Origin of the sequence: Vibrio breoganii (assembly GCF_024346795.1) — a bacterium.
In the GTDB taxonomy this organism is placed as follows: Bacteria; Pseudomonadota; Gammaproteobacteria; order Enterobacterales; family Vibrionaceae; genus Vibrio; species Vibrio breoganii.
In genome coordinates this window covers 1,070,477-1,083,753 of sequence record NZ_AP024865.1, presented here as the reverse complement: position 1 = coordinate 1,083,753, position 13,277 = coordinate 1,070,477, and the positions used below count along the sequence as shown (strand labels likewise).

The 13,277-nt window shown below is 45.7% G+C and carries 11 protein-coding genes; 6 read left to right on the top strand and 5 right to left on the bottom strand.

Annotated features, from left to right (window positions below):
• Complete coding sequence (locus OCU35_RS17830) at positions 1-1,362, top strand: TRAP transporter large permease (RefSeq protein WP_017242973.1); 1,362 nt, start codon at positions 1-3, stop codon at positions 1,360-1,362.
• On the opposite strand, the gene OCU35_RS17825 is transcribed toward OCU35_RS17830, so the two are convergent.
• From OCU35_RS17825 to OCU35_RS17815, 3 genes are all read right to left on the bottom strand, one after another.
• Positions 1,359-2,696, bottom strand: coding sequence for a sigma-54-dependent transcriptional regulator (locus OCU35_RS17825; protein WP_017242972.1), 1,338 nt, complete (start codon positions 2,694-2,696; stop codon positions 1,359-1,361). The genes OCU35_RS17830 and OCU35_RS17825 overlap by 4 nt on opposite strands.
• 2 nt (positions 2,697-2,698) lie before the next feature.
• Positions 2,699-4,468, bottom strand: a complete 1,770-nt coding sequence (locus OCU35_RS17820; RefSeq protein ID WP_102426884.1) for a sensor histidine kinase — start codon at positions 4,466-4,468, stop codon at positions 2,699-2,701.
• A 163-nt stretch (positions 4,469-4,631) separates the two neighbouring features.
• Complete coding sequence (locus OCU35_RS17815; protein ID WP_017029875.1) at positions 4,632-4,946, bottom strand: DUF496 family protein; 315 nt, start codon at positions 4,944-4,946, stop codon at positions 4,632-4,634.
• A gap of 208 nt (positions 4,947-5,154) precedes the next feature.
• Here OCU35_RS17815 and OCU35_RS17810 point away from each other — a divergent pair, with 208 nt between their 5' ends.
• From OCU35_RS17810 to OCU35_RS17790, 5 genes are read left to right on the top strand one after another with little or no spacing between them, the layout of a single operon-like run.
• Entirely contained in the window at positions 5,155-5,808 is a 654-nt protein-coding gene (locus OCU35_RS17810) for a YceH family protein (protein WP_017029876.1), read from the top strand.
• Between the two features lie 11 nt (positions 5,809-5,819).
• Positions 5,820-6,095, top strand: a complete 276-nt coding sequence (locus OCU35_RS17805; protein WP_102542332.1) for a GIY-YIG nuclease family protein — start codon at positions 5,820-5,822, stop codon at positions 6,093-6,095.
• A complete protein-coding gene (locus OCU35_RS17800) occupies positions 6,092-7,183 on the top strand; it encodes a substrate-binding domain-containing protein (protein WP_261826116.1) in 1,092 nt (363 codons plus the stop codon). Before OCU35_RS17805 ends, OCU35_RS17800 begins: the two co-directional genes overlap by 4 nt.
• Before the next feature lie 2 nt (positions 7,184-7,185).
• Positions 7,186-9,708 (top strand): LuxQ periplasmic sensor domain-containing protein, encoded by a 2,523-nt coding sequence (locus OCU35_RS17795; RefSeq protein WP_261826115.1) that lies wholly within the window; start codon positions 7,186-7,188, stop codon positions 9,706-9,708.
• The gene (locus OCU35_RS17790) at positions 9,708-10,667 is read left to right on the top strand and encodes a hypothetical protein (protein WP_261826114.1); all 960 of its coding nucleotides are present in this window, start codon (positions 9,708-9,710) and stop codon (positions 10,665-10,667) included. Before OCU35_RS17795 ends, OCU35_RS17790 begins: the two co-directional genes overlap by 1 nt.
• A gap of 22 nt (positions 10,668-10,689) precedes the next feature.
• Here OCU35_RS17790 and OCU35_RS17785 read toward each other — a convergent pair whose 3' ends face one another.
• Positions 10,690-11,517, bottom strand: a complete 828-nt coding sequence (locus OCU35_RS17785) for an SDR family oxidoreductase (protein ID WP_017242966.1) — start codon at positions 11,515-11,517, stop codon at positions 10,690-10,692.
• Positions 11,518-11,780: 263 nt separating this feature from the next.
• On the bottom strand, positions 11,781-13,277 hold the full coding sequence (locus OCU35_RS17780; RefSeq protein ID WP_261826568.1) for a DHA2 family efflux MFS transporter permease subunit: 1,497 nt from the start codon (positions 13,275-13,277) through the stop codon (positions 11,781-11,783).

Sequence of the window (13,277 nt, the reverse complement as noted above, 5' to 3'; positions counted from 1 at the left end):
ATGGCTGTTTTGGGATTGTTTGTCATGGTTATCCTGTTCATGCTGATTGGCGTGCCAATCGCCGTGTCGCTTGGATTAGCCAGTATTCTATTTTTGATGATTCACTCTGATGCCTCATTAGCGTCGGTTGCACAAACCTTGTTTAACGCCTTTGAAGGGCACTACACGCTGTTGGCGATTCCCTTCTTTATTCTGGCATCCAGCTTTATGTCTACAGGCGGGGTAGCGCGTCGTATCATTCGCTTTGCGATTGCCTTAGTCGGCTGGTTTAGAGGCGGATTGGCCATGGCGTCGGTTGTGGCGTGTATGATGTTCGCGGCACTGTCGGGCTCATCTCCGGCGACCGTTGTGGCTATCGGTAGTCTGGTTATTGTGGGCATGGTGAAGAATGGCTACACCAAGGAGTTTGCTGCAGGGGTAATTTGTAACGCGGGTACGCTCGGTATTCTTATTCCGCCTTCCATCGTTATGGTGGTGTATGCCGCAGCAACTGATGTCTCGGTGGGGCGCATGTTCTTAGGTGGCGTGATTCCGGGTCTGTTAGCCGGTGTGATGTTGATGATTGCTATCTACATTGCCGCAAGAATTAAAAACCTGCCTGCGCAACCTTTTGCCGGTTGGGGAGAGATTGGCGCAGCTGCAAGGGATGCCAGCTGGGGCTTATTGCTGATTGTGATTATTCTTGGCGGTATCTATGGCGGGGTGTTTACACCAACGGAGGCGGCTGCGGTTGCCGCTGTGTATGCGTTCTTGATTGCTAATTTTGTCTACAAAGACATGGGCCCGTTTGCGGACAAGTCCAACAAGAAACCTTTACTGCTAAAGGTGGTACAGACTTTTGTTCACAAGGATACTAAAGACACATTATTCGAGGCGGGCAAGCTGACCATTATGTTGCTATTTATCATTGCTAACGCATTGATATTAAAGCACGTACTGACAGAAGAGCGTATTCCTCAGTTAATTACAGAGTCCATGCTATCAGCAGGTCTTGGGCCTATTACTTTCTTGATTGTTGTGAACATCTTGCTGTTGATTGGCGGTCAGTTCATGGAGCCATCAGGGCTATTGATTATCGTTGCACCTCTAGTGTTCCCGATAGCTATCGCTTTAGGCATTGACCCTATTCACTTGGGGATCATGATGGTGGTGAACATGGAGATAGGTATGATTACACCGCCGGTGGGGCTCAACTTATTTGTCACCGCCGGGGTGGCCAAGATGTCAATGCTAGGGGTCGTGAAAGCCGCTCTACCTTGGGTAGGCGTGATGTTCTTGTTCCTCATCATTGTGACTTACGTACCTTGGGTATCCACTTGGCTTCCGACCCTGCTCATGGGGCCGGAGATAGTGACTCGCTAGTCGGCTTTAAAGTTGTCTTTATCGAGTTGATAACGCTGCATCTTGTCGTAAAGGGTTTTACGCGCAAGTTGCAGCGTTTCCATTGTCTGCTTGATACTACCGTGATTGTCAGTCAGTGCTTGCTCCAAGGTATACTTTTCAAACTCCGCCACTTGCTCCGCTAAGCTCAGGTCTGACTTTTCATTGGTACTTGAATTCTCAAGTGTCAGTCGACCTAACAGTACAAAGCGCTCTGCCATATTTCTCAGCTCTCGCACATTACCCGGCCAATCATGATTGAGCAGCAAGCTTAGATCTTGAGAGCTCAATGCCTGCGAGGTTTTACCATAGCGTGAGGCGGCAACGAGTAGGAAGTGGTGGAACAGGGTCGCAATGTCTTCTTTTCGCTCCCTCAAAGGGGGAAGCTCTAGGGTGACAACATTCAGACGATAGTATAAATCCTCGCGGAAACTGCCTTGCTGAGCGGCCTGTTTGAGGTCCACTTTTGTTGCGGCGATAACGCGAATATCAATTGGGATAAGGGAGTTTGAGCCGACGCGCTCAATGGCGCGCTCTTGAAGAACCCGTAGCAATCTTATTTGTGCCTGCATTGGCATCGACTCTATCTCATCAAGAAATAGCGTGCCGTTTTGCGCATGTTCAAGCTTGCCAATACGCCGAGATTCCGCCCCCGTAAAGGCGCCTTTTTCATGGCCGTAAAGCTCACTCTCGATAAGGTTTTCTGGGATAGCCCCGCAGTTCACCGCGACAAAGTTATTATCTCGGCGACCGCTTTGTTCGTGCAAAGAGCGTGCGACTAGCTCTTTACCCGTTCCGGTTTCGCCAAAGATAAGGATGTCCGCTGAGGTATCGGCAATATGAGTAATCGTCTCTTTGAGGTGCAGTATTGCCGAGGTATCGCCAATGATGCGTGGCCCGAGTGTTTGGCTGGCCTTCAACGAGTTTCGAAGGCGCTGGTTCTCTATGGTGAGCTGGCGTTTTTCAATGGCTCGCTTGGTGGTATCTAGCAATCTGTCGGTGGCAAAGGGCTTTTCTATGAAATCGTAAGCCCCCTTATGCATCGCCTCTACCGCCATAGAAATATCCCCATGGCCGGTAATCAGAATAATAGGCAGCTCAGGGTGTTGCTTATTGAGACCCTCCAGCAGATCTAAACCCGATAAACCCGGAAGACGAATATCCGAGATGATGACGTGAGGGAGTGTGGTCTCCAAGGCTTGCAAGGCTAACTCGGCATTTTCATAAAACTGGGCTTCAATGCCCTCTAGCTCGAAGCTTTGCTTTAATGCTGAGCGGATCTCTGGCTCGTCGTCGATAATGAAAGCGTGGCACATAACTAGTCCTTAGCCGTGAGTAGTGAAATAGTGAATCGAGCGCCGCCAAGGGGGCTTGGGGCATACTGCAAATGACCATCAAAGCTATCGATGATCTGCCGTGAGATGGAGAGCCCTAGACCCAGCCCATTGTCCTTAGTGGTAAAGAAAGGCTCGAACAGGCGCGCAATTTTTTGCTCTTCTACACCGGCGCCATTGTCATCTATGTGTATGAATAGCCAACCATCAGAGCTGTCTTCTAGAGAGATGGTCAGTTTGGGCTCTTCCAGATCCTTAATCTCTTGCATCGCATTGGTGAGAAGATTGACCAGTACTTGCTCCAGTTGAATTGGATTCGCCAATACCGAGTAGGAAGAGGGTTCGGCCTCAATAAGGTTGATATTAAGAGATTTGAGCTGTGGGTTGAGCAGTGCTTTGGTGGAGAACAGCACAGGATCTAATGCTATGTAGGTGAGGTCGGTGTTATCCGATTTTTTAGCAAAGGAGCGCAGTTGCTGGCTGATATTTGCCATTCGTTGAGTGAGTTGAGTGATCTTTGAAAAGTTCTCGGATGCTTGCTCACTGTTGCCTTTGATTAGGTAACGAGCGCCGTTATCGGCATAGCTTCGAATAGCGGCGAGGGGGTTGTTGAGCTCATGACTGATGCTGGTGGACAGCTCGCCCAACAGTGCCAGTTTTGCAGCTTGGATGAGTTCACCTTGGGTTTTTATTAGTTGCTGCTCTGCCTCTGTACGTTGGCGAACCTCCACCTGCAATTCAGCGGTACGCTCCAGTACTTGAAACTCAAGCTTTTGCTTTGCTTCTGCTTGTATTCGGTCTATTTGTTGATGCTTCAAATGCCTATGTCTTGCCAGCAATAGCAGTAGGGACAAGACACCAAATATTAATGCGACGATAACAGCGAAATTGATCAGCGACCAGTACAGATGCTTAGTGGAGACTAAGCTTCTGAGGTTTAATTTGGCTCTTGGAAAACGCTCAACGAGAGTAAGAAACTCACCCTTGGTATTGTTGTCTTTTAGGTTAAGTAGGCTAGGTGAAACCGTAAGATCGCCAGTGGCATTTAAGGGCTCGATATCAGCATTTAAGTACTGCCGACTCTGCTTGATTTGTGTAAGGGTATCTTCAGGTAGGTTGGTCAGGCTTTTGAAGAGCCAAGAAGGCTCACTGGACATAAATATGATGTTGTTATCATCGGTGGCAATAAACGCTCCTTGGCTTTGCTGCCACGTAGACTCAATAGCGGATAGCTCCATTTTTACTACCACTACACCAATAATTTCCGCCGCATAGACAACTGGAAACCCGTAGTAATATCCCCTCAATCCAGAGGTTAAACCAAGAGCAAAATACTCACTCTCTCGGCCTTGTATGGCGTCCTTAAAGTAGGGACGAAAGGCGAAATTCTTGCCAATAAAGGAGCGTTCTAAAAACCAATTGCTGGCTGCAATGGTGGTGCCATAGGAATCTAACAGGTAGGTATCGGCTGCTGAGACGACTTCGTTAACATGGTCCAAATAACGGTTAGTGATCTCTATTTGAGCGCTGTTCTTGGGTGTCAGCAGTGCGTTGATTAATTCTTTGTCTTTTGAGATTAACTCGGGGATATGACTGAATTTATCCAGCTCGCTGGTGATGTATTGCGAGAGCTTTTCAATGTGTGTTTTTTGTTGGCTAATTAATTCGTCTTTGGTTTCGTTCCACACCCATCGTCCGCCCAATACTAGGGTGCAGACAAACAAAATCAATATCAGCAAAAATTGACGATACATTGCAGTAAATCAGCGAGATTCCAATAGGTTAGCTTGCTGAAAGTATATGTTAATTTTATGTAACTGCGATAAGAGGGGAGAGTTATTGAGAGGTGTGTATAGAAATAAAAAACGCGAGCCTTAATTAAAGGCTCGCGCTTGTCATTCTATCTAACAGTAGCGACTATTTTTTGCCGTGTACTTGCTTGTCTTCTTCTGTCAGTTCACGAATCTTACGGCTGATTTCACGACGAGTTTTCGAGATTTCAGCACTTGTGATGATGTGATCATCTACACGGTCTTCGTAGTCAGCTTTCATGTTTTTCACGATCATAATGATCTCATCGTGAGTCATATCTGGCTTGATGTAATCCATCAGGTTGTCTAGCAGGTCAGCACGCTTGCGGTTATCACGAATTTTCTTTTCGTTGTCGAGGATTTCGCGCTTAAGCTTATTTTTGCGACGAGCTAAATTAACAATTTCATATACGTTGTTCATTTTCTATCCTTTAGAACCAATATTAAACTTAGGAAATTAAACCATAAGCTTTGGCAAACATACAGTGTGTAGATCAAGCTCTGAAGACTGCTGCCTGCTTTTTCTGCATTGAGAGCAAAACAAACATTAATTCATATGCTTGCTATCGCAACCTAGTCAATACTTGCATACAATCTTACTAAATGAAACATGAAGATGGATCCTAAGAATGTTATTGCAATTATCCCCTCTAGAAGCTCGTATTATTGGCTGCCTTATCGAAAAAGAAGTTACGACCCCAGACTACTATCCTTTGAGCCTAAACAGTTTAACCACGGCGTGTAATCAAAAGAGCAATCGTGATCCAGTGATGGAGCTTAGTGATGCAGAGGTGCTTGATGGCATCAATGCCTTAACTGACCGTCGCCTTGTGAATGATGAAAGTAGCTTCAACAGCCGCACTGCTAAGTATCGTCATCGATTCTGTAATACAGAATTCGGAGACCTACAGTTTTCTGCTCAAGAGAAGGGCATTGTGTGTGTGATGCTATTGCGCGGTGCGCAGACCCCAGGTGAAATCCGTACTCGTACCAACCGTTTGGCTCAGTTTGCGGATGTAAAAGAAGTAGAAGCGACTCTAGATAAGCTAGCAAACCTAGATACTCCGATTGTAGTTAAGTTGCCAAGAGAACCAGGTAAGCGTGAATCTCGTTATCAGCATCTGTTTTGTGGTGAGGTGGATATCGAAGCGTTAGCAACCGCTACGCCAGTTTCTTCAGTGAAAACACCTACAGCAGAGAAGCTAGAAGCATTAGAGCAAGAGGTGGCGTCATTAAAATCTGAAGTGGCTGAGCTTAGAGCCCTGATTGAGTCAGTACTCTGAGCAATAAAGCCATGAGTGAGTGGTTTGTTTACTTAATTCGAAATCGTCACAACGCACTGTATTGCGGGGTGACGAATGACCTTGAACGCCGTTTCTCGCAACATGCGAATGGAACTGGCGCGAAGGCACTTAAAGGCAAAGGGCCTTTGACTCTAGAGTGGTCTACAAATGTTGAGAACAAGTCACAGGCATTGAAATTGGAATACAAAATCAAGCAATTGAGTAAACAGCACAAAGAACGTTTAGTGGCTGGAGAACCTATCGCTCTTGAGGGGCTAACGTTATGAAGCTATTGCTGATAGGGGCGCTGCTGTCATTTTCTGCTTTTCAATGTTTTGCCGACAACGTAATACTTCGCGAGTATTGGGAGTATGACTTGTATTTGGACGAGCATCCTGAACAAAAAAAATTAACCGAAGAAATGGAGAAGCGTATATATCAAGCGCCTGTTCCTTTAGCTATAAAACAGCAGCGCCCAGTTAAAATCGATATCGTTTATCCTGGTTCACAGCTATCCGACTTTTGGTGGCGCAATATTAAGACCCTAGAACTTAGGTTGCAGGAGCTCGGTATCGAATACGAGCTGAATAAATACTCTTCGCGTCCTAATTTGGACTACCGGCAAGAAAGTGAAAGCCTGCAACAGGTACTAAAAAACAATTCTGACTATTTGGTCTTTACTCTTGATACAAGCAGACACAAGAAGTTTGCGGAGAGTGTAATGAACAACCCCAACACCAAATTGATTCTTCTGAATATTACAACTCCTATTAAGCGCTGGGGGGAGAAACAACCTCTAATGTACGTGGGCTTTGACCATATTAGAGGCACTCAATTATTAGCTAACGAATACAAGAAAATGTTTCCTGATTCTGCGGATTACGGCTTGGTTTATTTTTCCCCCGGCTATATTAGTGAAGCTCGAGGAGACACCTTTGTTAAGTACTTAAAAGACGATGGGGAGTATGCGTTAAAACGAGCGTACTTTACCAAAGCTAATCGGGAGACTGCGTATCAGGCAACTATGTCGATGATTGAGCAGGAGAGCGACCTAGACTTTATCTATGCCAGCTCAACAGATATAGCGTTTGGTGTGACCGATGCGCTGTCTGAACTAGGTAGAGAAGACATCGCTGTCAACGGTTGGGGTGGTGGCTCAGAGATTGCGGCTGTGCAGAGTGGATTGCTGGATTTTACCGTAGTGAGAATGAATGATGACACGGGGCTGGCAATGGCAGAAGCCATCAAACTTGATCTGCAAAATGATCCGGTGCCTTTGGTGTATTCGGGAGAATATCAAGTGTTCACCAAAAATGACGAACCCAGTCTAGCAGAAGCCTTGAAACTCAAAGCATTCCGATATTCCAATAGGTAAGCATGAAAGTAGTCGATAGAAAGATATCACTGACCACTCAGATTATCCGCGTTGCATGGGTATCTTGGTTTGTAGTGATCTTAGGTTTTTTCTTTTACAACTATCAGCTTAGCACCAAGACCTTTGAGACTGAGCTTGAGCGAAATTTTAATCAGACCGCTCGCGTGGTGAAGCAGCTGATGGAAAATCGTTTGCAAACGATCCAGGTGACTCAGGATATATCCTCGAAGTCCCGCACTCTAATCGAGCTGTTTGATTCTGAGCAATATCGCGCAGTTGATAATTACATGCTAGAGCTCGAGGAGTTTGACCCTGACGGGGCTGCCGACCTTAGATTTATGTATCGCTATGGGGGGCTGGCATGGGATGACGGGAATGCGGCATTCTATGGCTTTGGTCATCATCATTTAAAGGCCTTGGCCAATGAAATTGATTTCAGTAATAGTTGGTACTTTTTGGTCCCGTCTACAAGCCTTGGCAACAAGCACACTATGATTCGCCGTTCTCCGCTCATCAACCCTGAGAGTGGCGAGTTGATCGGTTATTATTTTGTGGTTTTAGTGCTTGATAACAATCTTAGGCTCATTCGCAATGTAGTTATAGATAGTAATATCAATGACCTCATGCTGGTAGAAAATGGAGAGGTGATTGCCGCTTCCTCTCCAAAGATGATTAAGCTTCTAGAGCAACATTCATCATTCAGGCTTGAAGACCAGACTGAATATGACTCTGAAATGATCAGTCAAGTTGATGTGATTGTGGGGGGTGTGCTTACGCCTGTAAAGGCGGTTTTTGTGCAAAACACCAGTAAGCTAGATAGGGTTGAGATCAGCTTTGCTGCCTCATTAATGCTGGCGTTGTTTGCTATAACCGCTTCGGCAGTCATCATCACTCAAATAGTGCAACGCAGAGTAGAAAGAGAAATCAAAGGGGTGATGTATTTAGCCGACAGCTTTGATAGCGCTAAGAAAACTATCTCTTTTAAAGGCTCGAACATTATTGAATTTGACCGTTTAGGGCATACCCTTCAGGCCAGTATTCGACGTGAAAAACAAAAAGAAACCTCGTTTAAAAACCTGTTTGAGTTTTCATTATTGCCTACGGCACTGCTTAATAGCGACAAGCAGGTTCTAGAGCTAAACCCTGCTGCTATAGAGGCATTCGCTAATGACAGGGGAGCGGCGGCTCTTAAGAAAGAGCTCGATACCCATTTTGACTGTGTGTTGCAAACCCAGCAAAACGCAGAGGTTGATACGCACGTAGGAGAGCAGATTTACCGCTGGAGTATCGCGCCAATTTTGGTCGATGGTGCTTCGCCAACACTGGTCGTCCAAGGCAAAAACATTACTCAGTTTATTGAAGCTGAGCGCCAAAGTGAACGCGCTAGGCAAGAAGCGGAACAAACCGCTGTAGCTCGCGCTGAATTTTTGGCTAAAGTGAGTCATGAGATAAGAACGCCACTAAACGGTATCTTGGGGATGGCGCAGCTTCTTAAGCAAGGGGCGATTTCTGACGAGCAGAAACAACAAACTTATGTGCTGCATAAAAGCAGTGAGCATCTGCTGAACTTACTCAACGATATTCTCGATTTCTCGCGGATAGATAAGGGCGGAGTCGTTATTGAGTATTCTGAGTTTTCCCTGAATCAAACCTTAGAAACCATAGAGTCTTTTGCAGAGCCGAGTTGTTTACAGAAGGGTTTGAAGTTTGCCGTAAATAAGAACTTTGATGACGATGTAACGGTGCGAAGTGATCAAATGAGGCTAACGCAGATCTTCCTCAACCTACTGACCAACGCCATCAAATTCACTACCAAAGGAGCGGTGGTTGTCGATGTTGAATTACGTAATCGCTTAGCGGATAGAGGAGAGCTTTATTTCTCGGTGACGGATACCGGTATTGGTATTGCTAAAGATAACCTTGATAGTATTTTCTCATCATTTACCCAAGCGGATACTCATATTAGCCGAGAATATGGTGGCAGCGGCTTAGGCTTGAGCATTGTTAAAAGCCTGGTTCAGTACCTTGAGGGTAAAATCAATGTTGAAAGCCAGTTAGGTAATGGCAGTCGCTTCTCTATTACTATGCCAATTCTTACCGTAGAGCGAAAGCAAGCCCTGCCAGAAGCACAAGAAGAGCTCCCTTTTGTCTTTGAGGGTGAGGTGAAGGTGCTCTTGGTTGAGGATAACAACACCAACGCCTTTGTTATTCAAGCCTTAGGCAAGAAACACGGCTTAGTTTTTGATTGGGTAACAGATGGTATCCTAGCTATCGAAAAAGCCCAAGATAATCACTATGATCTCATCCTAATGGACAACCAAATGCCGAACATGGATGGTATCGAGGCGACTGAGAAGCTACGTAACGAATTGCACTTATCGACTCCAATTATCGCTTGTACCGCAGACGGCTACCAGTCAACGGCAGACGCATTCTTAGTCGCTGGGGCTAATGCCGTAATAGTGAAACCCATTTTAGAAGAGAACCTTGTACAGACCCTACGCAAGGTTATGGAAAACGCTTAATGTTGAATTACGAACCTATTGATGTTCCCTTTAATCATCGCCACACCTGTTGGTTTTGCGCCGAACCAAGTAATGATAGCGTGCAATTTCCTAAGGTGGCTTCACCCTATCTTGCACACGTGCCTTTGCAACTCCCTGCGTGTCGTGAGTGTAAAGTTATTGCGTCGTCTTGCATCACAGATTCTATTTGGGGTCTGCAGCTTCAGGTGAATAACGCATTGATGAAGCGCTATGCAAAGCACCTTGGTATTGGCGTGAATTGGACTAAGCAAGAACTGGAAGAAACCACGTTAGAGGGGACCTCTTTCAAGGGTTTTACCGATAGCGCTTGGATGATGTATGAGATCGCGAAAGGACGTGTGGACTTTTCTGGCTGGCCCCTTGCCATTAATGGAGTGCCTCTGGATATTATTGATGACAGCTACGGCTATGACTTTGATGGAACGCGTTTTATTAACTTTGACGCCGCAGTAGAGTTTTATCAAAAAGCGGAGTCTTTGAATAAATACCTCATCGATGGATTAGTCTCATTGCTGGGGCAAGATCGCTTCGCTTATGCTTTGAGAGTGGCGCGCCTTCACCCTTCTATCAGTAAGCGAATGGCCGGTGAAGTGCTTGCAGAGATTAGCGAGCAAGAGTTTGACCGCGCGGAAATGCTAAGGCAACCCGAGCATCGATCTGGATTAAAGGATATCAACGTTGAGAGTATTTCTGTGGTTACTCTCGGTAATGAGCAGGTGCAGCCAGAGGCTATAGCTTGGGCTATGAGGCGAGACATTGGTGATCTTGTTGAATTGCAGCAGTGTGAAGATGCGTTCTTTGATGAACATGAGCACTTAGGTGGCGTTGCTGCCTTTGCGCTCTATCACGGACTACAACTCTATCTAGAAGCGCGTCAAGACGATAGTTGGGGTGAGCAACACGACCCCAACTATTCTCTTTGGAATCAGAACAGCTGAGGTGCCACAGTCACATTGGTAATTAGTCGCTCTTTGCCAACAAGCGATCAAGTAGGCTTGTGGGTAAGATGCGACGAAGAAAACCGAACACGTAAGTAGGTTGCGTGACATAGTAACGCGCCTTTGGTTTCTGGCTGGTGAGTATCTTTTTGACTGGCACAAGAACCGCTTCGGCAGGCAAGGTAAATCGATTGGTAGAGGTTTCTTTGCCTAAACGCTCAATGGTATTTTGATAGTTTTTGCTGTGTCTCGAGTTGTCAGTATCTATTGTTTGCTCAAATGCCTTGAGGGCATTCTCTCGAAACTTACTCACTATCGGCCCAGGCTCAATCAAACTCACTGAGATTGGCGTGTCCATCAGTTCTAATCGCAAGGTATCGGTATAACCTTCAAGGGCAAACTTACTGGTGTTGTAAGCGCCACGATATTTCATTGCCACTAACCCCAACACCGAACTGTTTTGAATGATCTTGCCATTGCCTTGTTTTAGCATAATGGGAATCACTGCTTTGGTGAGTTCATGCCAACCTATAAGGTTAGTTTCTAGCTGTACTCGAAGTGCTTCGGTAGGCAAGTCTTCTAACGCGCCGCATTGTCCATATGCTGCGTTATTAAACAGTGCATCGAGTCTTCCACCGGTTATCTCCAATGCTTCTGCTAATCCAGAATGTATCGACTCGGCATCTGTGACATCAAGCTGAACACAATTAAGCCCTTCGTTTTTGAGCCTGCTGACATCGTCACTGCTTCGGCAACTGGCAATAACGGTGTATCCCAAATGGTGTAATTGCTTGGCACAGTGATAGCCAATGCCGCTGCTGCAGCCAGTAATTAAGATTGATTCCTTCATGCGTATCCTAAACAAAAGGTCAACAGACCCTAGTAGCGAGTAACTTTTACTTTAACTACTAGTAATTCAACGAGTCTACGTACTCGTCACGAGACAGTAAGATTATCATTATTCGCTTGGGAGATGATCTTATGTTCGAGGTTTCAGCATTAAGAGCTTACCAATTGTTCAAGGTAGGGTTACTGACAGAGAGGCAATTCATGCGGTTACTCGTCTTTGCCAAATCCTAATTTTTCTAGTAATCAATCTAAGGTTCAAGCTCTTTAGTGACCTGCAGGCGCTTGTGCCTTCTTATTGGGATTGTGTTTCGGGATCTTAAGCAAGAACAAGAACGGAATAATCAACACAAACATCAGAGTAATGAAAGAGAAGGTATGCACAAACGCCACAATCTCTGATTGTTTATGAAGCTGTTCTTGAAGTATGGTTTGAGTTGTTGGATCGCTTAATGATGAACCAGTGTCACTGAGCCAATGCTGAAGGTTGGGATTGTAGGGGTTGATAGATTGACTCAGAGAGTTCCATTGCTCTTGAGCACTTCTAAATTGGTAAGTGGTCGCAATAGAGATACCAAAGGAGCTGCCTATGGTTCTGAATAGGTTGAAGATACTGGCACCGGCAACGCCTTGCTCTGGTTTCAGCGTTGTATATGCGATAGAGGATAGGCTAGAAAAGACTAAGCCCATACCACAGCCTTGAATGACACTCGGCAAAATCAGCCAGTAGAAATCAATGTTCTCCGAATACTGTGACATGATAATACCCGCCACCCCACACAGCAAAGCACCGACAGCGACCATCCCTCTTAGGCGATCATTATTGAGAAACTTAGCGGTAGCAATAAGCGTAATAGCAGCGGCAATACCCCTTGGCGCCATTAGCAGTCCCGTGGTATCGACAGGGTAGTTTAGTGCGCCCTCAAGCATCATTGGCAATTGCGCCGTAAGACCAAACAAGGCGCTGGCGAAAATTGCCATCATGATCGAACCAAAGGCAAGATTTCGGTTGCTGATCATCCAGATAGGAGCAACAGGGCTGCGCGTTTTGAAACTGCGATGAACAAAAAAAGCAAGACCGACAATGGCAGCGATGAGACTGACTTGAATCAGACGAGATTCAAACCAATCTAATTGGTTACCCTGATCCAGTACCATTTGCAGCATACCAATGCCAACGGCCATAGAAATCATGGTTGGCCAATCAATAGTGGTTTTGCTTTTGTTTGAGGTTTTCACAAACACTGAAATCATTGTCAGGCAGAAAAGACCGACAGGCACGTTAACGTAGAACACCCAGCGCCAGTCCATATTTTGAGTAATTAAGCCGCCTAGAGTGGGGCCTAAGATGGGGCCAAGTAAAATACCAATACTAAAAATGGACATGGCCTTGCCACGCTCTTCAGGTGGAAATACGGATATCAATAGAGATTGGGAAAGAGGAATAACAACTGCGCCAAACATCCCTTGTATGACACGAAAGAGCACCATTGCTTCAATAGATTGAGCTTGCCCACAAAGAATGGAAGACACCATAAAACCAGAGACTGCGACCAAAAGAAGACGACGCTCTCCCAGTTTGCTAGAGAAGAAACTAGTAAGGGGAATAAATATGGCTTCTGCCATTGTATAGGCTGTCAACACCCAGGTAATGGTGTCAGACGTTGCACCAAGGGCACCTTGCATTTGAGGCAGGGCAACATTGGCGATGGTCATATCGAGTAGCACCATGATTGCAGAGGTCATTACTGCAATCACAATCAT

Excerpts from the sequence above, each read along its gene's own strand:
- OCU35_RS17790 (WP_261826114.1), top strand. The coding sequence starts at position 9,708 with ATGTTGAATTACGAACCTATTGATGTTCCCTTTAATCATCGCCACACC.
- OCU35_RS17805 (WP_102542332.1), top strand. The coding sequence starts at position 5,820 with ATGAGTGAGTGGTTTGTTTACTTAATTCGAAATCGTCACAACGCACTG.
- OCU35_RS17815 (WP_017029875.1), bottom strand. The coding sequence starts at position 4,946 with ATGAACAACGTATATGAAATTGTTAATTTAGCTCGTCGCAAAAATAAG.
- OCU35_RS17820 (WP_102426884.1), bottom strand. The coding sequence starts at position 4,468 with ATGTATCGTCAATTTTTGCTGATATTGATTTTGTTTGTCTGCACCCTA.
- OCU35_RS17825 (WP_017242972.1), bottom strand. The coding sequence starts at position 2,696 with ATGTGCCACGCTTTCATTATCGACGACGAGCCAGAGATCCGCTCAGCA.
- OCU35_RS17830 (WP_017242973.1), top strand. The coding sequence starts at position 1 with ATGGCTGTTTTGGGATTGTTTGTCATGGTTATCCTGTTCATGCTGATT.
- OCU35_RS17810 (WP_017029876.1), top strand. The coding sequence starts at position 5,155 with ATGTTATTGCAATTATCCCCTCTAGAAGCTCGTATTATTGGCTGCCTT.
- OCU35_RS17800 (WP_261826116.1), top strand. The coding sequence starts at position 6,092 with ATGAAGCTATTGCTGATAGGGGCGCTGCTGTCATTTTCTGCTTTTCAA.
- OCU35_RS17785 (WP_017242966.1), bottom strand. The coding sequence starts at position 11,517 with ATGAAGGAATCAATCTTAATTACTGGCTGCAGCAGCGGCATTGGCTAT.
- OCU35_RS17780 (WP_261826568.1), bottom strand. The coding sequence starts at position 13,277 with ATGATTGTGATTGCAGTAATGACCTCTGCAATCATGGTGCTACTCGAT.
- OCU35_RS17795 (WP_261826115.1), top strand. The coding sequence starts at position 7,186 with ATGAAAGTAGTCGATAGAAAGATATCACTGACCACTCAGATTATCCGC.